Origin of the sequence: Geodermatophilus sp. TF02-6, from assembly GCF_003319115.1 — a bacterium.
GTDB lineage: Bacteria > Actinomycetota > Actinomycetes > Mycobacteriales > Geodermatophilaceae > Geodermatophilus.
Genome location: NZ_QOHF01000016.1, coordinates 37,772 through 60,113, shown reverse-complemented (window position 1 = coordinate 60,113; position 22,342 = coordinate 37,772). Strand labels below are relative to the sequence as shown.

Below are 22,342 nucleotides of genomic sequence, written 5' to 3'. Positions count from 1 at the left end.
CCCCTCGTGGACCCTGCGGACGGCGGCGGACCTCCGGGTCACATGTCGAGGCCGCCGTTGACCCCCCACACCTGGCCGGTGATGTAGCCCGAGGCGTCGGCGGCGAGGAAGTGCACGACGCGGGCGACCTCCTCCGGCTCGCCCAGCCGGCCGAGCGGGATCTTGGACCGCAGCCCGTCGAGCACCTTCTCGGGCACCGTCGCGAGCATCTCGGTGGCGGTGTAGCCCGGGGTGACGGCGTTGACGGTGATGCCGACGCCGTCGGTGTTGCCGCTGCGCTGCAGCTGCATCGCGGCCTCGCGGGCCAGGGTCTTGGTCAGGCCGAGCAGCCCGGCCTTGGCCGAGGAGTAGTTCGCCTGGCCGATGCCGCCGGTCTCCCCGATCACCGAGGAGATCATCACGATCCGCCCGCTGCCTCGTTCCAGCATGTGCGCCATGGCGGCCTGGGACAGGTAGAAGGCCCCGGAGAGGTTGACGTCGATCACCCGCCGCCAGTCCTGGTCGCTCATCTTCAGCACGGTGCGGTCGGCGGTGATGCCGGCGTTGTTGACCAGGATGTCGAGCCGGCCGTGCTGCTCGATCACCTCGGTGACGGTGCGGCGGCAGTCGTCGGGGTCGGCGATGTCGCCGCGGTGCACGGTCATCCGGCTGTCCGGGTAGGCCGTGGCGAACTCCTCGGCGAACGCCTCGGCCCGCTCGGTGTTGCCGCTGTAGCCGGCGGCCACGTCGGCGCCCTGCGCGGCGAAGCTGCGGCAGATCGCCGCGCCGATCCCCCGCGTCCCGCCGGTCACGAAGGCCACCCGGCCGAGGAGCTTGTCACCGGTCCTGATCGTGCGTTCCTGGGTCGCTGTCACCGGGTCCTCCTCGACAGGGCAAGAGGGTGCGTCCGTCTCGTTCCAGGTCCGACGCCGGTCTACCACGCCGCCACCGCGCCGGCACCGGTACGGCAGCAGCATGCTGTGACCGGGCCCACATGGCAACGGGGAGAGGCGGTTCCCGGCCGGACGGCGAGCCGCGCGGCCGGGCCTGGTCAACCCCGCCGGTCCGCGGCGATGATCCGGAGCGGTGGTCCGGAGCGGCGGTCCGGAGCGGCGGTCCGGAGCGGCGGTCCGGAGGCCGCCCGGCGGGACCGGGCGGAGGCGGCGGGCAGGACCGGGCACCGCGGAAGGGGGTGACGGTGGGTCGACTGCGCGTGGGACTGGTGTGCGGGCACTTCGACCCGGCGCGCGACGGCGTGGCCGACTACACCCGCCACCTCGCCGGCGGGCTGCGGGCAGGCGGGTGCGAGGCCCTGGTGTGCACCGCGCGCCGGTACGCCGGGACCCGCACCGAGGAGGTCGTCGGGGTGACCGACGGCTGGGGCGTCCCCGGCGTGCTGCGCGCCGCCCGGATCCTCGCGCGGCTGTCGCTGGACGTGGTGCACGTGCAGTTCGCGCCGTCGGCCTTCGGCTTCTCCCGGGCCGTGGGGCTGCTGCCGCTGCTCCTGCCGGCCGGTGTCCCGGTGGTCGCGACGCTGCACGAGTACGGCGTGTGGACGGCCGACGGCGTCGGCGGGCCGCTGCGCGCGGCCGCCTGGTCGGCCGCGGAGCGCCGGTGGGGCGTGGACCGGGAGACGCTGGCGCTGACGCGGCGGGCGGCCCGCCTGCTGGTGACCGCGCCGGAGCACGCCGAGGTGGTGGCGGCCCGCTGCCCCGGCCGCGAGGCGGCGTTCCTGCCCATCGCCTCCAACATCCCGGTGCCCCGGGCCGGCCGCGCCGACCCCCGCGGGGCGCTGCGCGCCCGGCTGGGCCTGCCCGGGGACGCCGCCCTCGTGGTCTTCTTCGGCTTCCTCCACCCGGTCAAGGGGCTCGACCGCCTCATCGAGGCGCTCGCCGCCGTCCGCCGGGTGCTGCCCGGGGTCCGGCTCGTCCTCGCCGGCGGCGAGCAGAGCCACTCGGTGCGGCAGGAGGCCGCCACGGCGATGCGCCGCCGGCTCGAGGACACCGCCCGCCGCTGCGGGGTCGCCGACGCCGTCTCGGTCACCGGCTACCTGCCCGCGGAGGAGGTGTCCGGGCTGCTGCAGGGCGCGGACGCCGCCGTCTTCCCGTTCGACGCCGGGGTGACCGCCAAGTCCGGCTCCCTGCTCGCCGCGCTCGGCCACGGGGTCCCGACCGTCGCCACCGCGCCGCCGGGCGTGCTCGACCGGCCCACCGAGGTCGACGGCGTCCTGCGGGTGCCGCCGCGGGACACTGCCGCCCTGGCCGACGCGCTGCTCGCGGTGCTCTCCGACCGTGCCCTGGCCGCGCGGCTGGCCGCGGCCGGGCCGGCGCGCTCGGCCGGCTGGACGTGGTCGCAGATCGCCGGGTTCCACGCCCGCACGTACACCGAGCTGATCCGGGGAAGCCGCCCGCCGGGCGCACGGGGAGCCAGCGGCCCCCGGGCGCACCGCGGCGGCAGGGAGGGACGCTGATGTCTCTGGTCGACCGTCTGACCGCGCCCGCGCGCCGCGGGCTCGCGCTGCTGTCCCGGGCTCGGCCCGACGGCCGCCCTCCGGGGGCGCGCGACACCGAGGACCCCGCGCTGTTCCGGCCGCTGGTCTACGGCGACCCCGAGCGCCTGCACGTCCACCCGACCGCCATCCTGAACAACGCCCTGATCAACCTCTCCTCGGGGGAGGTCACGATCGGCGAGTACGCCTTCTTCGGCCACAACGTCTCGGTGCTCACCGGCACGCACGACTGGCGGAAGTTCGGCGCCGAGCGCCAGGTCGCCGTCCCGCGGTCCGGCCGGGACGTGGTGATCGAGGAGGGGGCCTGGCTCTCCAGCAACGTCGTGGTCGTCGGCCCCTGCCGGATCGGCGCGCACTCGGTGGTGGGCGTCGGGTCGCTGGTGCTCGGCGACATCCCGCCCTACACGGTCGTCGCGGGCAGCCCGGCGCGGGTGCTGCGCGAGATCCCGCGGCCGGAGGAGCCGGCTCCCCCGCCGTCCGACCCCGCGGCCGGTGCCGCCGACCGGCTGGGGGCTGGGTGAGCGCGCAGGCCGCGGACGGCGCCCCGCCCCCGGGCCGGGACGCCGGCCCCGACCCGGACCGCCGGGTCGCCGACCTGGCCCGCTCCGTGCACGAGCTGACCCGGCTGCTGCGCGACACCTCCGACCGGCTGCAGGCGGTGGAGTCCGAACTGCACCGGCTGCGGGAGCGGGGCCGGGGCGAGCCGGACGGCGACGGGGCCGGACCCCGCTTCGCCGCCGTCTACGCCGACTTCGCCGACCGCTTCCGCGGCTCTCCGGCCGAGGTGAGCGCGAAGCTGGCCGGCTACCTGCCCGACGTCGAGCGACTGGCCGGGGGCGGCGGCGTCCTGGACCTGGGCTGCGGCCGCGGGGAGTGGCTGGAGCTGCTGCGCGCAGCCGGGGTGCCCGCCCGCGGCGTCGACGCGAGTGCGACCTTCGTCGCCTCCGGCCGGGCGCGGGGGCTCGCGATGGAGGTCGGCGACGCCCTGGCCCACCTGCGGTCCCTCCCGCCGGACTCGGTGGACGTGGTGACCGCCTTCCACCTCGCCGAGCACCTGCCCACCGAGGCCCTGCTGGCGCTGATGGAGGCCGCCCGGGAGGCGCTGCGGCCCGGCGGCTGCCTGCTGCTGGAGACGCCCAACCCCACCAACCTGGTCATGGCCGCGTGCGACTTCCACAACGACCCCACCCACCGGGTGCCGCTGCCACCCGCGCTGACCGAGTTCCTGATGAGCGCACAGGGCTTCGTGGACGTCGAGGTGCGGCCGCGCAACCCCGCGACGCCGCCGCCGGCGCTCACCGGCGGCGCGGACGGCTGCGCCGGGCTGCGCGACCTGGTGACGCAGCGGCTGTTCGGCCCGCAGGACTACGCGGTGCTGGGATACAAGGCGGTGCTGGGGTACGAGGTGCGCGGGGGCGAGCCCGCCGCCGGCGCCCGGTGAGGCCGCGCCCATGGACCGACAGGCGCGCGACCGGTTGCGGCTGCTCTACCTCGACGGCTACACGGTGGCCGACCCGAGCGCAGGGGCGCCGTCCAGCGACGCGATCGGGTACGGCATCACCGCGTCCACGGCGATCCGCGAGGGGCTCTGCGCGCTCGGCTTCGACGTCGTCCGTCCGCGGATCGACCCCGCGCCGGGCGGGTCCGGGGGTGCCGTGGGCCGGCTGGCGTGGATCCTGTCGACCTACCGCGGGGTGCTCGACGCCCTCGTCGAGGACCCGCCCGACGCCGTCTTCTGCTTCCACGCCTTCGCGGCCTTCCCGGTCGAGATCCGGCGGATGCTGCTCGACCTCGACCGGCCGGTGCCCCTCGTCGGCTACACGCACGGCAGCCACTGGGACCCCACCGACACCTTCCGCACCGAGGCCTACCCCGGGATGGAGCTGGCCGACCTGGCCAACCTGCACGTCCTCGACCGGGTGCTGCTGGTCTCGCAGTACATGCGGACGACGCTGCGGGAGACGATCGGCGCGTTCGCCCCGGCGGTGGCCGAGCACGTCGACCGGCACGCCGCCGTGGTCGGGCTGCCCCTCGACACCGCCCGGATCGACGCCGCCCGGATCGACACCGCCCGGATCGACACCGCCCGGATAGAGGCCGCCCGGGTCGACGCCCGCCGCACCGAGCGGCGGCCGACCCACCCGACCGTGGTCTTCAACCACGCCCCGGTGTCCAGCAAGAACCCCGACCTGTTCGCCCGGGTGATGTCCCGCGTGCTGCCGCGCTCCGACGTCGCCGTGCTGGTCACCCGCGAGTTCGCGCCGGAGCAGCCGGGCGGCGAGGCGATCGCCGACCTCGCCAAGCGGTTCCCGGAGCAGGTGGTCCTCGGCCACGACCTGCCGCTGGACGAGTACTTCGCCGCGCTGTGGGACGCCGACCTGCAGGTGTCCACCGCGACCCACGAGAGCCTCGGCGTCTCCACCCTCGAGGCGATGTACACGGGCAACTGCTGCATCCTGCCCCGGCTGGGCAGCTATCCGGAGATCTGCGGCGACCACCCCGACGTCCTCTACGAGTGGGGCGAGCAGGGGCTGGAGGAGCGGCTGCGGCACTTCCTCGCCCACCCGGACCACCGGCGCGCCGTCGCTCGCGAGCTGCAGCGGCGGGCCGCCCGGTACTCGCCGTCCGCGGTCGTCGGGCAGATCGCCGAGCAGCTGGTGGACGTGGCGGGCCGCCGTCCCCGCTGCTGATCACCGTCCTCGGCCGCGGGCCCACCGGTGCTCAGGGGCGCCACTGCGGGCGGTGGTCGGGGTGGGCGGCGTACGGGAGGGCGAGCACGGCCGGGGTGAGCGCGGTGGCGCCTGGACCGACCCCCGGGTGCTGCTGCGCGTGTCGGCCCGGGCCCTGGCCGCGGACGCCAGGCGACCTCCGCCGCCAGGCCCGGTCGCTGCTGCGGCTCACCCCGCGGGAGGAGGACGTGCTGCACCTGGTCCGCCGCGGAGCGAGCGACTCCCAGATCGCCGTCGCTGCCCTGTGCACGGGTGAGCGGATGGTGAAGTCCCACGTGTCGGTCATCCTCACCGAGCTCGGCGCCCGCGACCGGGCCGGCGCGATCGTCGCCGCCACGACGCCGGCTTCCCGGTCTCCGGCCGTTGATCGTCCGTGTCCGGCGGGCATCGGCCGGGGCACCGCCCGGGCGGGATCACCTCGCGCGCCGTCACCGGCCGTCCGTAGCGGAGGCAGGAGGTGCGAGGAGGTCCTGGGTGAGGATGCCCGCGTGGGTCAGGCAGTGCTGCACACCGCTCGCCTCCGACTGCTGCCGCTGTCGGACGAGCACCTCGAGCACGAGGTCGAACTGGACTCCGACCCGGAGGTGGTGCGTTACCTGGCCGGCCGGCCGCGCAGTCGCCGGGAGGTCGAGCAGCTGCACCGGGACCGCCTCGCGGTCGCGGACCGCGTGCCCGGGTTGGGGTCCTGGGTGGGTCTCGCCGACGACGAGTTCGTCGGCTGGTGGGCCCTCGAGCCACCGACGCGCCCGGATCAGGGCCCGGCCGTCGGGCAGGCCGAGCTGGGCTACCGGCTGTTGCGCCGGCACTGGCGCCGGGGCTTGGCCAGCGAGGGCGCGCGCGAGCTCGTCCGTCACGGGTTCGAGGACCTGGGCCTGGTGCGGGTCTTCGCCGAGACGATGGCCGTCAACGCCGCGTCCCGCGCGACGATGACCTCGGTCGGGCTGGAGTACGTCCGGACCTTCGTCCTCGACGTCGACGAGCCGCTGCCGGACAGCGAGTTCGGCGAGGTCGAGTACGCACTCATGCGGGACCAGTGGGTGGCCCGGTAGCGATCCCGTGCCGTGCTCCGAACAGCGGGAGGCGGAGCCCTGCACACCTCTGGTGGCGCGGTCGCCCGAGCTCCGCCGGCGGCGGTTCAGTAGGGCGGTGGGGTGGTGGTGGCGGTCAGGCCGGTGGGGGTGGTGACGGTCAACGTGCCGTCGGGGTCGAGCTGGTAGCGCCAGCCGGGGGCCTGGTGCTTGCCGCGGTGGTTGGTGCCGCAGTAGCCGGCCAGGTTGGCCGCGCTGCGGTGGGCCCGTGCGGCCAGGCGTGGACGTGGTCGAGCTGGCCGCCGGCGGGCACCCGGCGGCGGCACCCCGGAAAGCGGCACCGCCGATCCCGGGCGCGCCCGTAGCCGTCCAGCTCGGCGTCGGGCCGGTAGCCGTCGGTGGGCTGGGGCGGGCCCAGGCCGGGCCGCCCGGACAGGTCGTGGCCGCAGCGCTCGGGGGTGCGCCGGCAAGCCGGTCGGCCGCAGGCGCCGGCGCGGCGCAGCCCGGGCAGGTCGGTCAGCGCCAGCAGCGCGCCGCTGACCGCATCGGTGACCGCGATCCGGGGCCGCTCGGCCAGCCCCCCGCCGGCGGTGGCCGCCAGCAGCGCGGCCAGCTCCTCCCGCTGCGCCTCCGCGGCGGCGGCCAGTGCGCCGAGCGCGTCGCCGGCGGCGGTGACCCGCCCGGCCGCACTGGCCTGCCAGGTGGCCTCGTCGGCGGCGTCGGCGCGCTGCGCGGTGCGCACCATGCGCTCGGCGCGCCCGAGGGCCAGGCGGGCGGCGTGCACCGCCGTCCCGGCGTCCTCGACCGCCCGATCCGCTGCCGCCCACCAGCCACCGCCCGCATCCTCAGCATCCGTGGGTGTGCCCGTGGGCTCCAGCGGGGGTCCGACCTCCGGTGCAGACTCCGCCGGCGTGTCCGCTCGTCCCCATGGCCTGTCGGTGTCCGGCTCTTCCCACGCACGGGCGTCGTCGGGGTCGCCGCACCCGCACGGGTCGGGCGGATGCCCTGGCGGCCAGCCCGCCTCGCCGGAGGCGGGGGCGTCTCCGAACGCGCGGCCGGTCAGCTCGTCGAGCCAGCGGTCGAACTCATCCGCGCTGAGCTGGTCGCGGGCCCGATCGACCGGGCCGCCCTCGGTGTCGTCCGGATCCCCGTCGGATGCGGTGGCGGTGTCGGCCGTGGTGCCGGCGCTGAGGTCCGGCCCGGCGCCGCCGGAGGTCGTCGCGGCGGACGTTCCCGCCGGTGCAGCGGTGTCCGAGCCGGCCGGGCCGGCATCGGTGGCAGTGGGTCGAGGGTCGAGGCCGGCGAAGGCGCGGGCCAGCCGGCGGACCATCTCGGCGGGCACCAGCTGCCCGTCCACCTCACCGGGCGCGTCGCCGCCGAGCAGCGTGCCGATGGAGGCCACCACGGTCAGCAACACCTGCACCGGCGGCAGCTCGCCCTCCCCGGGCCGCAGCACCAGGTCCAGCAGGCAGTCGACCATCTTCTGCCCCCGCGTCCGCGGGGTCTCCTCGCCATCGGCGGCGTCGGCGAGGGCGTCGGCGTAGGCGCCCAGCGCCCGGTACAGCGCCTGCGCCTCGGGCATGGTGCACACCACCGTCAGCGCGGCCATCCCCTCGGCCCGCTCCGGGCGCAGGCTGATCCCGCGCTCGCGCAGTGCCGTGGCCAGCCGGCGCGCGGCGGCTCGTGCATCGCGGCGGGCCACCACCCGGCGGGCCTTGTCACCCAGCTGCGCCGGCGTGGTCACCGAGCGACCGCGCACCCAGCCCAGCAGCTCGGCCTCCACCTCGACGCGCAGCCGCTCGTCGCCGATCGGGGCGACGTGCTCGAGCAGGCACCACAGATGCCCCGGGTGCAGCACCCCGTCCTCCAGGGCATCGAGCACCCGCGGCAGCCGCTGCACCAGCGTCAGCGACCGCTCCAGCTCGGCCTCCGCGGCCTGCGCGGTGATGCTCAGCGCCACCGACAGCTCCGGTGCGGCCCACTCGCTGACCGGCCGCAGCACCTCGGCCCGCGCCGCCCACCGCTCCGCCGACATCGCCCCGCGCTCACCCTGCTGGCGGTCGGTGGTGGCCGGCCGGGTCGCGGCGAAGGCGGCCACCGCCCGCGCCCGCCGCGCGGTCTGCCGGGCGATCTCCCGATCGGCGGCCTGCACCGCCCCCAACGGACCCGACGCCCAGCCCACCGACGGAGAGGACATGACGGCGGACGGCGCGCGGGAGGAGCTGCCCTCCTCGACCGCAACCCCGTCCGCCATGTACTCGATCATACGTTCGAATACGAGACGATGCAAGACCGGGTACAACGAACATGCAGGTGAGAGCCGACCAGGGACTGCGGGGACAGCCTGACGAGGTCGCCGCTCCGGAGGGAGCCGGAGCCGGGCACGACCGCGTCAACCAACGATGCCGTGTCCGGCCGGGGCCAACCCGTGTCCGGCCGGTGTCCCGCGCCGGGGGACGGCGTCCGTGACCCCTACGTTGGTCGACCATGGGCGACCCGACCGGCGTGCTGGTGGCCGAGCAGCTCCTCGTCGGCCACGGCGAGGTCCCGGTGTGCGCACCGGTCGACCTGCACCTGCCCGCCGGCCGGGCGCTGGCCGTCGTCGGGCCCAACGGCTCGGGCAAGTCGACCCTGCTGCAGACGCTGGCCGGGCTGCTCCCCCCCTGGCAGGAACCGTGGTCTTCGCGGGCGAGGAGGTCGACGAGCGGCGGGCCGGCTTCCGCCGCGACGTGGCCGCGGTGCTCGACGACGACGCCTTCTTCGCCGCCCTGACCGGCCGCGAGCACCTGCTGCTGACCGCCCGCGGGCACGGTGTCGTCGCCGCCGAGCAGGTGGTGGACGCCGAGATCGCGGCGTTCGGCCTGGCCGACCGGGTCGACGCGCTGCCCTCGGCGCTGTCTTCGGGGCAGCGGCGGCGGTTGGCGCTGGCCGCGGCGTTCGTCCGCCCGGCGCGGCTGCTGCTCCTCGACGAGCCCGAGCGCCGGCTGGACACCGGCATGCGAGCCCGGCTGGCGACCCGGCTCGCCGCGCGGCGGGACGCCGGCACCGCGGTGCTGTTCGCCAGCCACGACCCCGACCTGGTCGGCGCGGTGGCCGACCGGGTGCTGACCGTGGCCGACGACGCGTGCCGGCTGGTCGACGCGGCCGACGCCGCCGCGCTGGTCCAGGAGCTGTGAGCCGTGACCGCCGACGTCCTGCTCACCGCCGACCCGCGGGCGGAGCTGGGCGGGCCCGAGGTCCGGCGGGTGACCCGGCGCGCGACCGCCGCCCGCGCCGGGGTCACGCTGTGGACCCGTCTGCAGGAGGTCTGGGGGACGCTGGCCTCGGTCGGGGTCGGGGTCGCCGTCCTCGGCGGCAGCCTCGCGTCGCTGCGCGAGCGGATCAGCGTCTCCGGCGCGCCGGTCACCGAGGCCACGCTCCCGGCCTCCGCCGCGGCGGTGGTGGTCGGGGTCCTCGCCCTGGCCGGGCTGGGCGTCCTGCTCGACCGGCTCGGGCCGGTGAGCAGCACCCCCGCGGCGGCCGCCTGGTGGCTGCCCCTGCCCGCCGACCGGCGCGGCCTGCTGCGCGGAGAGCTGGTGCGGATCACGGCCGTCGTCGCCGCCGTCGCCACCGTGCTGACCCTGCCGGTCGCGCTCGGGCTCCCGGCGGAGCCCACCCCGGTGTCGGTGCTGACCGGTCTGGGCTGGGCGGCCTCGCTCGCTGCCGCCGCGGTCGGGGGCACCGCCCTGCTGCAGACCCGGGGACGCGGCGGCCGGCTGGCCCCCGTCGCGGGTTCGGCCGTGGTGGCGGTCGCCGTCCTGGCCGCCGCCGCGGGCACCGCGGCCGCGGTCGGCCACGTCCCGCTCGCCGTCCCCCGCCCCGGCGCTCCCCCGGCCTGGCTGGTGGCCCTGCCGGCGGCCGCCGCCGTCGTCCTGCTGCTGACCGCCGAGCGGGGACTGGGCCGGCTGGACGCCGGGCGGCTGCGGGCCGGCGGCGCCACGGTGCAGTACGCCGGCGCCTCGGTCCTCTCGCTGGACACCCGGGACCTGGGCCGGGCGCTGTCCGGCCGGCCGCGGCCGCCGCGGCGCAGCCGCCGGTTCGGCTGGGTGCGGCGCCCCGAGCAGGCCGTGGTCGCCGCCGACCTGGCCGTGCTCGCCCGGGGCCGGTGGCCGGCCGGGCAGCTGGTCGTCGCCGTCGCGTTGCCGGTGGTGGTCGCCCGGACGGCCGGGCTCGGGGCCCTCCCCCTGGCGGTGTGGTGCGCCTGCCTGCTGGGCTGGGCGCTGGCGGCGGCCGCCGCCGGCCGCCCCGGGCGGGAGGCGCAGGCGGCGCCGGTGCTCGACCGGCTGCTGCCGCTGTCCGCGGCCCGGGTGGTCCTCGCCCGCGCCTGCGTCCCGCTGCTGCTGACCACGGCCGTCTGCGGGCTCACCGGCCTGCTGCTGGGGATCGGCACGGGGCGGGCCGTGGACTGGGCGGCGCTCGGGCTGGCCACCGCCCCGGTCTGGGCCGCGGGAGCGCTGCGGGCCGCCTACCGCCCCGACCCGGACTGGGCGGGCCCGGTCGTGTCCACGCCCATGGGCATCCTCCCGGCGGGGGTCGGGGCCACGCTGGTGCAGGGCGTCGACCTCGGCGTCGTCGGCAGCCTGCCGCTGCTGCTCGCGCTGCTGCACGGCGAGCCCGCCGCCGTCCTCGTCGCCGTCCAGCTGGGGTGGTCGTTCGCCCTCGCGGTCGGGGCGCTGGTCCACCTCGCCCGGCGCGAGGCGCCGAGCTAGCCGTCCTCGGGGTCGACGACGCCGGCGCTGCCGCCGCCGCGCCGCTGGGGCTCCGCGGCGGCCAGCAGCCGGCCGCCGGGCAGGAACTCCACGCCGGTGGCCGCCCCGATCTCCGGTACCGGGGCGAAGGTGTGCCCGAGGGCGGTGAGCTGGTCGCCGTACGCGTCGAGGAAGGCCGGTTCGGCGTCGGCGGTCGCGCTGTTGCGCTGGCTGGCCCGGGGCGCGGCGATGGCGTCGGCCAGGTCCATCCCGCGGTCCACGCGGTTGAGCAGCGTCTGCAGCACGGTGGTGATGATCGTGGCCCCGCCGGGTGAGCCGAGGGCCAGCAGCGGTGCGCCGTCGCGCAGGACGATCGTCGGGGCCATGCTGCTGCGCGGCCGCTTGCCGGGAGCGGGCAGGTTCGGCTCGGGGCGCGCCGGGTCGGCCGGCGCGAAGGTGAAGTCGGTGAGCTCGTTGTCGAGCAGGAACCCGCGGCCGGGGACGGTGATCCCGCTGCCGCCGGCCTGCTCGATGGTCAGGGTGTAGCTGGCCACGTCGCCCTGGGCGTCGGCGACCGTGACGTGCGTGGTGGACGGCCCCTCGGTGCCCTCGCCCCCGGTCCCCGTGCCCGGCGCGGGACACGGGCCGTACTCGCCGTCCGGGACGCCGGCCGGCACCGGCTTGGCCGCCGCCCGGGCCGGGTCGATGCCGCAGGCCCGCTCCGCCGCGAACCCGGCGGAGAGCAGCTCGGCCAGCGGCACCCGGGTGTAGGCCGGGTCGCCGACGTAGACGTTGCGGTCGGCGAAGGCCAGCGCGCTCGCCTCCAGGTAGGTGTGCAGGAACGCCCCGTCGGGCAGCGCGGCCAGGTCGGAGCGCTCCAGCACGTCCACGGCCTCCCCCACGGTGGAGCCGCCGCTGGACGGCGGGGCCATCCCGTAGACCTCCAGGCCGCGGTACTCCACGGCGGTGGGCTCGCGCAGCGGCGCGTCGTAGGCGGCCAGGTCGGACTCCTCGAGCAGCCCGGGGCGCACCGGCGCGGCGCCGGCCGCCACCGGCGGGTCCTGGGCGGTGCGCACCACCTCGCCGGCCAGCTCGCCGGTGTAGAAGGCGTCCACGCCCTTGGCGGCCAGCAGCTCGTAGGTGCCGGCCAGGTCCGGGTTGCGGAACACCGACCCCACCTCGGGCAGCGCTCCGCCCGGGAGGAACAGCTCGGCGCTCGGCGCGAACCGGCGGAACTTGGCCTCGTTGTCGGCGGTCTGCTGCCGGAACGTCTCGTCGACGACGAAGCCCTCGTCGGCCAGCCGGGTGCCGCCCTGCAGCGCCTCGGCCAGCGACAGCGTGCCGAACTCGTCCAGCACCCGCTGCCAGGTCAGCGGGGTGCCGGGCGTGCCCACCGACAGCCCGCTCTGCACCGCCTCCTGGAACGGCAGGGGCGCGCCGGCGTCGTCGAGGAGGAAGGCGTCCGCGTCCATCGCCTGCGGCGCGGTCTCCCGCCCGTCGACGGTGGACACCTCTCCGGTCGCGGCGTCGTAGTAGACGAAGAAGCCGCCTCCGCCGACGCTCGCCGAGTACGGCTCGCTGACCCCGAGCGCGGCGGCCGCGGCCACCGCGGCGTCGGCGGCGTTGCCGCCGGCGGCCAGCACCTCCAGGCCGACCCGGGTGGCGTCGGGGTCGACCGTGGCGACCGCGCCGCCGGTCCCGACCGCGCGCGGCACCTTCTCCGGGGCCGGGACGGCGGCCCCCGCGGGGACGGCGGGGGCGACGGCGGCCAGGACGCCGGTGGTGAGCCCGGTGAGGGCGGCGAGGGCGGTACGTCGACGCGGCACGGAGCCTCCTCGGGGTCGTCCGGCGGGCGCGGATCGGGCACCTGCCGACCAGCCTGCGCCCGAGCCGGTCGGCGCGCTCGCCGTGCGGGCCGCGGGCCGCCGTGGTCACCTGGGACCGCACGCCGCCGCGCCCGCGCGGCCCCCGGCGGTCCCGGGCCGCCCGCTCGTCCCCTGACCGCTGCAGAACCGACCCGGCGGTGCGCGGCCCCGCCCGGAGAGGAGCCCAGGGATGACCAGTACGGACAACGGCGGCGAGGTCCTCGTGGCCTTCGGCGTGGACGTCGACGCGGTGGCCGGCTGGCTCGGGTCGTACGGCGGGGAGGACTCGCCGGACGACATCTCCCGCGGCCTGTTCGCCGGCGAGGTCGGGGTCCCGCGCCTGCTCGACCTGTTCGGCCGCCACGGCCTGGTGCAGACGTTCTTCTGGCCGGGCCACTCGATCGAGACGTTCCCCGAGCAGTTCGACGCCTGCGTGGCGGCCGGCCACGAGATCGGCGTCCACGGCTACAGCCACGAGAACCCGATCGCGATGACCCGCGAGCAGGAGGCGGCGGTGCTCGACCGCTGCATCGCGCTCATCGAGGAGCGGGCCGGACGGCGGCCTACCGGCTACGTCGCCCCGTGGTGGGAGTTCTCGCCCGTCACCAACGAGCTGCTCCTGGAGCGCGGCATCACCTACGACCACTCGCTCATGCACCGCGACTTCGAGTGCTACTACGTCCGCGTCGGCGACAGCTGGACGACGATCGACTACTCCCGGCCGGCCGAGACCTGGATGCGGCCGCTGGCCCGCGGCCGGGAGACCGACCTGGTGGAGATCCCGGCGAACTGGTACCTCGACGACCTGCCGCCGATGATGTTCGTCAAGGCCAGCCCGAACAGCCACGGCTTCGTCAACCCGCGCGACATCGAGCGGATGTGGCTCGACCAGTTCGACTGGGTGTACCGCGAGCTGGACTCCGCCGTGTTCACCATGACCATCCACCCCGACGTGTCCGGCCGCCCGCAGGTGCTGCTGGCGCTGGAGCGGATCATCGAGCACGTCAACCGCCACGAGCGCGTCCGCTGGGCGACGTTCGACCAGATCGCCCAGGACTTCCTGCGCCGCTCCCCGCGCCGGGCGCGCGGCGCCTGACCGGCGGCTCCGGTCCGCGCGGCCGCCGGCGCGGTCCGCTGCGCCGGCGGTCAGGAGGGTGGGCCGACGGGTACGTCCAGCTCCAGGCGGCCGGCGGTCTGGAAGGCGAAGGTGACCCGCACCGTGTCGGTGGTGTCGACCGGGCCGGTCAGACCCTCCAGGCGCATCCGGACGGCGCCGGTCGTGGCGTCCACCTGCTCCCCTGCCGGCAGCTCGATGCCGTCGGCGCTCGGGTTGCCGTCCTCGTCGAGCAGCTGCACCGACTGCGCCGCCGCGGTGGTCACCTCGACGAGCCGGTCGGCCTGCTCGGCGTCGTTGGTCAGCGCGCCGCGCAGCGGCACCGACCCCCCGGCCTGGACCGTGCCGTCGGTGTCGATGAAGACGTCGTCCACCGAGACCTGGCCCACCGAGCCGTCGACGCCCGCGACGTCGGGGGTCTCCTGGGCGGTCTCGGCGTCGTTGCCCGCGTCGCAGGCGCCCAGGACCAGCGCGCAGGCGAGGCCGGCGACGACCCGGCGGACGGCGTGACGCGGGCGCGGCTGTCCCATCTCGGGGTCCCCCTCCGTGTGTCCGGTGCTCCGCGGACCCTGCCGCCACCGCCGCCCCGGCACCAGGGGTCCCGCTCCGCTCGCCGCGCGGGAGGGTGTGCCGCCGCGGCCCACGATGCTCGGCCGGCTGCCGCGCCACCCCCTCCGGCTGCTCGACGCCGGCGACCGGGCGTACACGCTGACCGAGGACGTGGTGCGGCCGATCACCTGCCCGGTCCTGGTCACCGGCCCGAGCACGAGCGGTTCCGGCCCGGCCAGTTCCGACGGCGCTACGACCTGCTGCCCGGCGCCGGAGACCTCGTGTCGTCCACCGAGGCCGAGGGCGCCGGGGCCCACTGCGAGCCGCTCGACGTCGGCCTGCGCGGCGAGCGGGTGTTCGACTGGCCGGAGCGTCAGGTGGCCTGACCGAGGTCCTCGACCGGGTTGCCCACGGCGGCCTGCACCCAGCCGCTGCCCGGAGCGTCGTCGCGCGCCCAGCCCTGACCCGGCCGCAGCAGCTCCAGCCGCGCGCCGCCGTCCACCGGCCGGTGCGCCACCCGCCGCTCCCACCGCCGGCCCGGACGCCCGGCGTCGTCCGCCTCCCGCACGTCCAGGCCCGCCGCCAGCACGCCGGCGTCGGGCAGCCGCACCGCGTCGGGGTCGGCGGACGCGGCGCCGGGCGCGGCGAGGGTCCAGGTCACCTCGTAGACCCGGCCGCGCGACGAGGCCCGGTCGAGAGTGCGCGACCACACCCGCCGGCCGTCGCTGAGGTAGGCCACGGCCACCGGACGGTCGGTGGGGTTGGTCAGCCGCAGCCGCAGGGTCACCGTCGGCCCGGCGTCGACCCGCAGCCGGTCCATCGTCAGCCGCCCGCCGGTGTCCTCGCCGGGCGGCAGGTCCTCCGACAGGCGGTACAGCGCGCGGTCGGGGAAGCGGGCGGCGAGCGCGAGGTCGGCCGCGCCCCGCTGCTCGGCGTAGAGCACCGGCTGGCGCAGCGACGGGGTGTTCTCGAGGAACGGCGTGTCGCTCTCGAACCCGAGGTCGCCGCGGCGCGGCAGCAGCAGCATCGCGTCGTCGAGGTGCTGGTCGTCGACGAAGCGCTGCACCGCCCGGAAGTCGTCGGTCACGGCGCGGTTGCCGGTCACCGGGTCCGGCACCGAGACGGCGGTGAGCGCGACCATCGCCGCGACCACGACCACGACCGCGGCCAGCGGGCGCGCCCCGGCCGCCGTCCGCCGCACCAGCCCGACCAGCCCGGCGGCCCCGAACACCACCAGGGGCACCACCACGGGCAGGTGGTAGAAGGGGCCGAACAGCTGCACGCCCTCCCACTGCGCGCTCATCGCGTACGGCCCCCAGAACGGCAGGTAGCCCAGCGGGACGACGACCGCCAGCGCCGCCACCGCCCACTGCGCCGGGCCGCTGCTGCGGGCCAGCCCGAGGACGGCCAGCGCCACGAGCACGATCCCCCCGAACACCCAGCTCGGCGTCCAGCGCAGGTTGGCCAGCAGACCGGCCACGCCGTCGGCGGGCGTGAAGTCGATCGTGTACCGGGGGAAGACGCCCCGCCGGCCGAAACCGAATGTGTCCTGGGCGCCGGTCACCGTGAACGGCAGCCGCAGCGGGCTGCCCATGACCACGGCGTTGTAGAGCAGCGATCCGGCCAGCAGCGGGACCGCGCCGCCCGCCAGGCCGACCACGACACCGACCACGGTCGGTCCGCCGTCGGCGCGGGCCCGCCACCGGCCGACGAGGACGACGAGCACGAACGGCAGCGCGAACAGCAGCGCGTCGAACGGCCGGGCGAAGGCGGCCACACCCCACACCGCGCCGGCCGCGACCAACCGGGCGGTCGAGCCCAGCCGCACGCCCGACAGCAGCAGGACGGCGAACCCGAGGCCGAGGGTCAGCTGGAAGACGTAGGGCAGGAACGTGGCGCTCTGCACGACGAACACCGGGCAGAGCGCCAGCAGCGCCCCGGCGACGACGCCGGCGACCCGGTCGCGCAGCACCTCCGCGGTCAGCAGGGCGGCGAGCACCACGGTCGCGGCGGCGGTGACGGCCAGCGCCGCCCGCGGCGAGCCGGTGACCGCGTCGGCAGCGGCGATCACCGCGGGCCAGGGTGGGGTGTACTTGAGCACGATCCGATCGCCGACCACGGCCGAGGCCCACGGCCGGAAGGCGTCGGCGTCGGCGGGGAGGGTGACCGCGCCGGTCTCCATCAGCCGGGCCATGGCCACGTACACCGAGTCGTCGCGGTTGAGCGAGTAGAGCGGGAACAGCGCCAGGTTGGTCAGCACCGCCGCCGCACCGGACACCAGGGCGAGGAGGGCGAGCGCCGTCCGCCACCGCACGTTGGTCATCCCGCGGGAGTGTAGGAGCCCGTGCTCGGTGCGCCGTCGGCGGAGGAGAACTGCGCCGACCCCCATCCCGACCCACCGTCGAAGCGCCCGCCCTCGAAGCGCCCGCCCTCGGATCGATCATGGGCTCGTCACCGGTCCGCACGGCGTGTCGGGCCGTGTCGTCGGCAACAAGCCCGTGATCGACACCTGTGAGGGGCGCTCGGGCTCGGCCCGTCCGGTGCCCGACGGCCGCGGCGAGCAGGACCAGCGCCACCTCCGCGGCGGGCGCCCGGAGCCGTCGACCCGGTCGTTGGCCGCGAGCGCGTCGAGGGTGGGCCGGACGTCGGCGGGCAGCGGGCGGACGCCGGGCAGCGAGCACCGGCACCAGCACCGCGACGAGGACCAGCACCCTGCTGCGGTCGGCTGCGCCAGTGTGCACGGATGCGGTGTTCCTGGATGCGGCGCGGGCTCACCTGGGCAGCGGCCGTCGCGTGCACGTTCGCGGTGGGGATCTGCGGCGAGCTCTCCTTGGGTGCGCTGCTGACCGTGGCCGCCGTGGGGCTCACCGTCCTCGCCGTGGGGCTGGCCCGGCGGGCGGGCGCGGCGGCCACCGCGGTCGGCCGGAGCGGGCTGCCGTGGCTCGGCTGGCTGGCGGCGGCCGCCGCCTGGGAGGTGGTCACCCTCGCCGACGTCGGCCGGCCGACGCTCAGCGACCTGGCCGACCCGCTGCTCGCCTCGCCCGCGGTGCGGGGCGTCGCGACCCTCGGCTGGCTGGCGGCCGGCGCCTGGCTGATCGCGCGGCCGCGGGGCCCAGTCCGGTGACCGGCGTCCTCGGGTTCGCCGTCCTGCTGCTCGCAGGCCTGGGCTTGGAGCTGGCCGCGCGCCGGGGAGCCGGGCCGGCGACCGCCGCGCAGGCCGTCGGCGCCGCCATGCGCACCACGCCGGGCCGGATCGGGGTGCTGCTGGTCTGGCTGTGGGTCGGCGTGCACTTCCTCGCCCGCTGAGTGCGCTGACATCGGTGCGCCAGCTGGCCGGTGGGTGCGGGACGCTGTGCGGATCGGCAGGAGTCACCGGCGCCCGCAGCTCGGTCGCGGGATGGCGGGGGCGGACGGCGCCGCCGTACTCCCGCCAGGGTGCGGTGTCCCCGTACCGTCCGGGGCGGCGGTCAGCCCGAGCCGCCCTGTTCCGTCCCCAGGGAGCCACCATGGCCAACCCCACGCTCGCCGTCCAGCTGGTGCAGATGCTACGCCAGGCCGGGGTCGACCGGATCTACGGCGTGGTCGGCGACAGCCTCAACCCGATCGTGGACGCCGTGCGCCGCACCGACGGCATCGAGTGGGTGCACGTCAGCAACGAGGAGGGTGGCGCCTTCGCCGCGGCCGCCGAGGCGCAGGTGACCGGCCGGCTGGCGGTCTGCGCCGGTTCGTGCGGCCCGGGCAACACCCATCTGGTGCAGGGCCTCTACGACGCCCACCGCAGCGGCGCGCCGGTGCTGGCGATCGCCTCGCACATCCAGTCCCAGGAGATCGGGATGGGCTTCTTCCAGGAGACCCACCCCGAGCGCACCTTCCAGGACTGCTCCTCCTGGTGCGAGGTGGTCACGCCCAAGCAGATGCCGCACAACCTGCGGGTGGCGATCCAGACCGCGGTCGGCAAGCGCGGCGTGTCCGTCGTCGTCCTGCCCGGCGACCTGGCCGCCGAGGAGTCCGGTGGTCCCACCGTGACCACCGCGATGGTGTCCGAGCCCTCGCCGGTCAGACCGGCACCCGAGCAGGTGCGCGCACTGGCCGAGGCGATCGACGCCGCCGACACGGTCACCCTGTTCTGCGGCGCCGGCTGCAAGGACGCCCACGACGAGGTCATGGCGCTGGCGGCGAAGGTGCTCGCCCCGGTCGGCCACGCGCTGGGCGGCAAGGAGTGGATCCAGTACGACAACCCCTACGACGTCGGCATGAACGGCCTGCTCGGCTACGGAGCGGCGCACAAGGCCACCCACGAGTGCGACCTGCTCCTGCTGCTGGGCACCGACTTCCCCTACACCAACTTCCTTCCCCAGCGGCGCACCGCCCAGGTCGACGCCGACGTCGGGCACCTGGGCCGGCGCACCCCGCTGGAGGTCGCCGTCCACGGCGACGTCGGCGAGACCATCCGCGCCCTGCTGCCGCTGGTGCGGCAGAAGACCGACCGCCGCTTCCTCGACGCGATGCTGCGCGAGCACGCCGGCGCGCTGGAGAAGGTCGTCGACGCCTACACCTCCCGGGTGGAGCGGATGCGGCCCATCCACCCCGAGTACGTGGCCGCGCAGCTGGACGAGCTCGCCGACGACGACGCGGTCTTCACCGTCGACACCGGCATGTGCAACGTGTGGGCCGCCCGCTACCTGAGCCCCAACGGACGCCGGCGGGTGATCGGCTCCTTCCGGCACGGCTCGATGGCCAACGCGCTGCCGCACGCGGTCGGCGCGCAGCTGGCCGCGCCCGGCCGGCAGGTGGTCTCCATGAGCGGGGACGGCGGCCTGGCGATGCTGCTCGGCGAGCTGATCACCGTGCGGCTGCACCGGCTGCCGGTGAAGGTCGTGCTGTTCAACAACGCCTCGCTGGGCATGGTCAAGCTGGAGATGATGGTCGACGGCATCCCCGACTTCGAGACCGACCACGAGCCGACGGACTTCGCCGCGATCGCCGAGGGCGTGGGCATCCGGGCGATGCGGGTGGAGGACCCGCGCGACGTGCGCAGCACGCTGGAGAAGGGGCTGGCCGAGCCCGGGCCGGTGCTCATGGAGTTCGTCACCGACCCCAACGCGCTGTCCATCCCGCCGGCGATCACCGGCGAGCAGATCCGCGGCTTCGCGCTGTCGGCGACCAGGCAGATCCTCGGCGGCGGGGTGGGCAAGATGGTCGACCTGGCCCGGGCCAACCTGCGCAACATCCCGCGGCCGTGACCGCCGGTCCGCCCCGGCGGTCGGCTCAGCCGCCGGGGCGGACCAGTCCGGTCTCGTAGGCCAGCACCACCGCCTGGGCGCGGTCGCGCAGCCCGAGCTTGATGAACACCCGGCTGACGTGGGTCTTGGCAGTCTGCTCCGCGACGACCAGCCGGTCGGCGATCTCGGCGTTCGACAGCCCCCGCCCGACCAGCTCGAGGACCTCGGTCTCCCGCGGGGTCAGGGCGGCCAGCCGCGCCGGACGCGCCCCGGCCGGCGCGAGCGCCGGCCCGGTGGCGAGGTAGTGGCTGGTCAGCCGGGAGGCGATCTCCGGGGCGAGCAGGGCCTCACCGGCGGCCACGACCCGGACCGCGTGCAGCAGCTCGGCGGCCGGGGCGTGCTCGAGCAGGAAGCCGCTGGCCCCGGCCCGCAGCGCGGCGTAGACGTGGTCGTCGAGGTCGAAGGTGGTGAGCACGAGCACCCGCGGGGGCGGGTCGACGCCGCCGTCCAGCAGGAGACGGGTGGCCTCGATGCCGTCCAGCCGGGGCATGCGCACGTCCATCAGCACGACGTCGGGCACCCGGCCGCCGGCAGCCAGCCGGCGCACCGCCTCCACCGCCTCCCGCCCGTCGCCGGCCGTCCCCACCACCTCGACGTCGGGCTGGGCGCCAGCAGCGCGGCGAACCCCTCGCGCACCATCGACTGGTCGTCGACGACGAGCACGCCGATCACACCGGCACCCCGGATCGGCCGGCCGGCGCCAGCGGCAGCGCCGCCCGCACGGCGAACCCGCCGTCGGGCGTCGGGCCGGCGTCGACGCACCCGCCGTGCACCGCGGCCCGCTCCCGCATGCCGGGCAGGCCGGCTCCGCGGCCGCGGTCGTGCCGGGTGGGCACGGCCGGGCGGCCGGCGCCGTTGACCACCTCGACGTGCACGGCCCCGGCGTCCACCGCCACCCGCACCGGCGCCCCCGGTGCGTGCTCGGCGGCGTTGGCCAGGCCCTGCTGGACGATGCGGTAGGCGCTCAGGCCGACCGCCGGCGGCACCGGCCGGGGCGCTGCGCGAGGGCGGGCCGGTCGACGGCTGCCTGCTCGCCGGTCGGCCCGGGTCGGCGCACCGGCCGCCGGTGCCCGGGTGCACCGAGGTGCGCAACGACGACGACCCGGTGGGCTGGTGGCGCCCGGGGCTGCTGGCCGTGCCCACGCCGGGCCTGCCGTGGTTTCCCGTGGGGACGTTCTGGCAGGTCACCGGCGCCCTGGTCGCCGCCCTCGACCAGCCGCCGGGGCACGGCCACCGCTACGGCGCCTCCCTCGCACCGGCCTGGGCGGCGCTGCTGCGGGCCGGCGGGCGCAGCGCCCCGACCGGGGGACGGCGCGGGTGGCGCCCCGCTGCCTCGACACCGGCTGGACGCCTTGACACCTGCGCCACGGTGACGGGGTGGGGATCGACCTGGAACTGCTGCCGGTGCTGGCCGCGCGACGGACCCTGGTCGCCTGGATGGTGCTGGCGTTCCTGGTGACCTTCCTGGTCACCCGGCTGGTCACCCGGGCGATCCGGACCGGCCGCGGCCCCTTCCACGACGAGAGCGTCGGCGGAGTGCACGTGCACCACGAGGTGTACGGCATCTTCCTGCTGCTGGGTACCGGCACGGTGGAGTTCACCTACCAGCCGGCCCCACCGGTGCTGCAGGTGCTGGCGGTCCTCTTCGGCGTCGGCGCGGCGCTCACCCTCGACGAGTTCGCCCTGTGGCTGCACCTGGAGGACGTGTACTGGAGCAGCGAGGGCCGCAGCAGCATCGACGCCGTCCTGGTCGCGCTGGTCGTGGGCGGGCTGCTGCTGATCGGCGCCAACCCGTTCGACGCCGCCGATGCCCACGGCGAGCTGGAGTTGTGGTTGACGGTGCTGACGAACCTGGCGTTCGCGCTGGTGGCGATCCTCAAGGGCCGGGTGGTCCTGGGCGTCGTCGGGGTGTTCGTCCCGGTCGTCGCCATCGTCGGCGCGGTGCGGCTGGCCCGGCCCCGCTCCCCCTGGGCCCGCCGGTGGTACCGGGCCGGCTCGCGGCGCCTGGCCCGGGCGCAGGCCCGCTACCCAGCCGGGCGGCGCACCCGCTGGGACGCGCTGGTCGACCTGTTCACCGTGGTGCCGCCGCGCCACGGGGTCCCGGTCACAGCTGCACCGCCACCGTCGCCGCCAGCTCCCGACAGGCCTCGAGGTCGGCCGGACCGGGCGTCCCGGTGAGGGAGAGCGGCGTGGCGACCTGCTTCCAGCGCAGCGCGCCGGTGATCGTGCGGATGCCGGTCAGCGCGCCGGCGGTGTCGTCGTTGCCGTGCACGTACACGCCGTAGGGCAGGCCGACGGTGGCGTCCAGGCACGGGTAGTAGACGGTGTCGAAGAAGTGCTTGAGCGCGCCGGACATGTAGCCGATGTTGGCCGGCGTCCCCAGCAGCACGCCGTCGGCGGCCAGCAGGTCGGCCGGGCCCGCCGACAGCGCCGGCCGCACGGCCAGCTCGACCTCCTCGACCAGCGCGGCGCCCTCGCGCACCGCCTCCAGCACGGCCTGCAGGGACGGCGAGGGTGTGTGGTGGACGACGAGCAGGCGCGGCACCCGGACATCCTCCCC

Annotated in this window: 21 protein-coding genes and 2 pseudogenes; 15 read left to right on the top strand and 8 right to left on the bottom strand. The window is 76.7% G+C overall.

Annotated features, from left to right (window positions below; all coding sequences use genetic code 11):
• Positions 1-38 precede the first annotated feature (38 nt).
• A complete protein-coding gene (locus DQ238_RS15250) occupies positions 39-854 on the bottom strand; it encodes a beta-ketoacyl-ACP reductase (protein WP_113782129.1) in 816 nt (271 codons plus the stop codon).
• A gap of 323 nt (positions 855-1,177) precedes the next feature.
• Between DQ238_RS15250 and DQ238_RS15245 the strand changes: the two genes are divergently transcribed.
• The 6 genes and pseudogenes from DQ238_RS15245 to DQ238_RS15225 all read left to right on the top strand — a co-directional run bounded on the left by DQ238_RS15245 (position 1,178) and on the right by DQ238_RS15225 (position 6,266).
• Positions 1,178-2,449 (top strand): glycosyltransferase, encoded by a 1,272-nt coding sequence (locus tag DQ238_RS15245; protein WP_158550805.1) that lies wholly within the window; start codon positions 1,178-1,180, stop codon positions 2,447-2,449.
• Positions 2,449-3,009, top strand: a complete 561-nt coding sequence (locus tag DQ238_RS15240) for an acyltransferase (RefSeq protein WP_113782127.1) — start codon at positions 2,449-2,451, stop codon at positions 3,007-3,009. The genes DQ238_RS15245 and DQ238_RS15240 overlap by 1 nt, the downstream gene beginning before the upstream one ends.
• Positions 3,006-3,929 (top strand): bifunctional 2-polyprenyl-6-hydroxyphenol methylase/3-demethylubiquinol 3-O-methyltransferase UbiG, encoded by a 924-nt coding sequence (locus DQ238_RS15235; RefSeq protein WP_158550804.1) that lies wholly within the window; start codon positions 3,006-3,008, stop codon positions 3,927-3,929. The genes DQ238_RS15240 and DQ238_RS15235 overlap by 4 nt, the downstream gene beginning before the upstream one ends.
• 10 nt (positions 3,930-3,939) lie before the next feature.
• On the top strand, positions 3,940-5,178 hold the full coding sequence (locus DQ238_RS15230) for a glycosyltransferase family 4 protein (protein ID WP_113782125.1): 1,239 nt from the start codon (positions 3,940-3,942) through the stop codon (positions 5,176-5,178).
• A gap of 95 nt (positions 5,179-5,273) precedes the next feature.
• Positions 5,274-5,537 (top strand): annotated as a pseudogene (locus DQ238_RS24450) (helix-turn-helix transcriptional regulator); the annotation flags it as partial.
• Between the two features lie 168 nt (positions 5,538-5,705).
• A complete protein-coding gene (locus DQ238_RS15225; RefSeq protein ID WP_233495994.1) occupies positions 5,706-6,266 on the top strand; it encodes a GNAT family N-acetyltransferase in 561 nt (186 codons plus the stop codon).
• 139 nt (positions 6,267-6,405) lie between these two features.
• Here DQ238_RS15225 and DQ238_RS15220 read toward each other — a convergent pair whose 3' ends face one another.
• Positions 6,406-8,499, bottom strand: a complete 2,094-nt coding sequence (locus DQ238_RS15220; RefSeq protein WP_158550802.1) for a DUF222 domain-containing protein — start codon at positions 8,497-8,499, stop codon at positions 6,406-6,408.
• Positions 8,500-8,732: 233 nt separating this feature from the next.
• On the opposite strand from DQ238_RS15220, the pseudogene DQ238_RS24250 reads away from it, so the two are divergent.
• From DQ238_RS24250 to DQ238_RS15210, 3 genes and pseudogenes are all read left to right on the top strand, one after another.
• Positions 8,733-9,160 (top strand): annotated as a pseudogene (locus DQ238_RS24250) (ATP-binding cassette domain-containing protein); the annotation flags it as partial.
• Between the two features lie 3 nt (positions 9,161-9,163).
• Positions 9,164-9,421 carry an AAA family ATPase gene (locus tag DQ238_RS24445; protein ID WP_370447522.1) on the top strand — a complete coding sequence of 86 codons (258 nt, stop codon included), beginning with the start codon at positions 9,164-9,166 and terminating at the stop codon, positions 9,419-9,421.
• Between the two features lie 3 nt (positions 9,422-9,424).
• Positions 9,425-10,993 (top strand): DUF6297 family protein, encoded by a 1,569-nt coding sequence (locus tag DQ238_RS15210; RefSeq protein WP_113782121.1) that lies wholly within the window; start codon positions 9,425-9,427, stop codon positions 10,991-10,993.
• Here the strand turns inward: DQ238_RS15210 and ggt are convergent.
• Positions 10,990-12,798 carry a gamma-glutamyltransferase gene (gene ggt, locus DQ238_RS15205; RefSeq protein ID WP_113782120.1) on the bottom strand — a complete coding sequence of 603 codons (1,809 nt, stop codon included), beginning with the start codon at positions 12,796-12,798 and terminating at the stop codon, positions 10,990-10,992. The two genes, DQ238_RS15210 and ggt, sit on opposite strands and share 4 nt — an antisense overlap.
• A 229-nt stretch (positions 12,799-13,027) precedes the next feature.
• Between ggt and DQ238_RS15200 the strand changes: the two genes are divergently transcribed.
• The gene (locus DQ238_RS15200) at positions 13,028-13,933 is read left to right on the top strand and encodes a polysaccharide deacetylase (RefSeq protein ID WP_113782119.1); all 906 of its coding nucleotides are present in this window, start codon (positions 13,028-13,030) and stop codon (positions 13,931-13,933) included.
• 50 nt (positions 13,934-13,983) lie between these two features.
• Here DQ238_RS15200 and DQ238_RS22575 read toward each other — a convergent pair whose 3' ends face one another.
• Together DQ238_RS22575 and DQ238_RS15190 are read right to left on the bottom strand one after the other, a co-directional pair.
• On the bottom strand, positions 13,984-14,481 hold the full coding sequence (locus DQ238_RS22575; protein WP_147263091.1) for a copper chaperone PCu(A)C: 498 nt from the start codon (positions 14,479-14,481) through the stop codon (positions 13,984-13,986).
• 392 nt (positions 14,482-14,873) lie between these two features.
• Complete coding sequence (locus DQ238_RS15190) at positions 14,874-16,823, bottom strand: glycosyltransferase family 39 protein (protein ID WP_158550799.1); 1,950 nt, start codon at positions 16,821-16,823, stop codon at positions 14,874-14,876.
• Positions 16,824-17,258: 435 nt separating this feature from the next.
• On the opposite strand from DQ238_RS15190, the gene DQ238_RS15185 reads away from it, so the two are divergent.
• From DQ238_RS15185 to DQ238_RS15175, 3 genes are all read left to right on the top strand, one after another.
• Positions 17,259-17,624, top strand: a complete 366-nt coding sequence (locus DQ238_RS15185; RefSeq protein WP_233495993.1) for a hypothetical protein — start codon at positions 17,259-17,261, stop codon at positions 17,622-17,624.
• The gene (locus DQ238_RS15180) at positions 17,621-17,806 is read left to right on the top strand and encodes a DUF6186 family protein (protein WP_113782115.1); all 186 of its coding nucleotides are present in this window, start codon (positions 17,621-17,623) and stop codon (positions 17,804-17,806) included. The genes DQ238_RS15185 and DQ238_RS15180 overlap by 4 nt, the downstream gene beginning before the upstream one ends.
• A gap of 200 nt (positions 17,807-18,006) precedes the next feature.
• Positions 18,007-19,743 carry a pyruvate dehydrogenase gene (locus DQ238_RS15175; protein ID WP_113782114.1) on the top strand — a complete coding sequence of 579 codons (1,737 nt, stop codon included), beginning with the start codon at positions 18,007-18,009 and terminating at the stop codon, positions 19,741-19,743.
• Positions 19,744-19,768: 25 nt separating this feature from the next.
• Here the strand turns inward: DQ238_RS15175 and DQ238_RS15170 are convergent, their stop codons facing one another.
• Both DQ238_RS15170 and DQ238_RS15165 read right to left on the bottom strand, forming a co-directional pair.
• Positions 19,769-20,368, bottom strand: coding sequence for a LuxR C-terminal-related transcriptional regulator (locus tag DQ238_RS15170; protein ID WP_370447521.1), 600 nt, complete (start codon positions 20,366-20,368; stop codon positions 19,769-19,771).
• A gap of 82 nt (positions 20,369-20,450) precedes the next feature.
• Entirely contained in the window at positions 20,451-20,768 is a 318-nt protein-coding gene (locus DQ238_RS15165) for a sensor histidine kinase (RefSeq protein WP_199506365.1), read from the bottom strand.
• On the opposite strand from DQ238_RS15165, the gene DQ238_RS24440 reads away from it, so the two are divergent.
• A complete protein-coding gene (locus DQ238_RS24440; RefSeq protein ID WP_113782112.1) occupies positions 20,696-21,241 on the top strand; it encodes an alpha/beta-hydrolase family protein in 546 nt (181 codons plus the stop codon). The genes DQ238_RS15165 and DQ238_RS24440 overlap by 73 nt on opposite strands.
• The gene (locus DQ238_RS15155) at positions 21,160-21,960 is read left to right on the top strand and encodes a hypothetical protein (RefSeq protein WP_113782111.1); all 801 of its coding nucleotides are present in this window, start codon (positions 21,160-21,162) and stop codon (positions 21,958-21,960) included. Before DQ238_RS24440 ends, DQ238_RS15155 begins: the two co-directional genes overlap by 82 nt.
• On the opposite strand, the gene DQ238_RS15150 is transcribed toward DQ238_RS15155, so the two are convergent.
• On the bottom strand, positions 21,887-22,327 hold the full coding sequence (locus tag DQ238_RS15150; RefSeq protein WP_113782110.1) for a flavodoxin family protein: 441 nt from the start codon (positions 22,325-22,327) through the stop codon (positions 21,887-21,889). The two genes, DQ238_RS15155 and DQ238_RS15150, sit on opposite strands and share 74 nt — an antisense overlap.
• Positions 22,328-22,342: the final 15 nt, after the last annotated feature.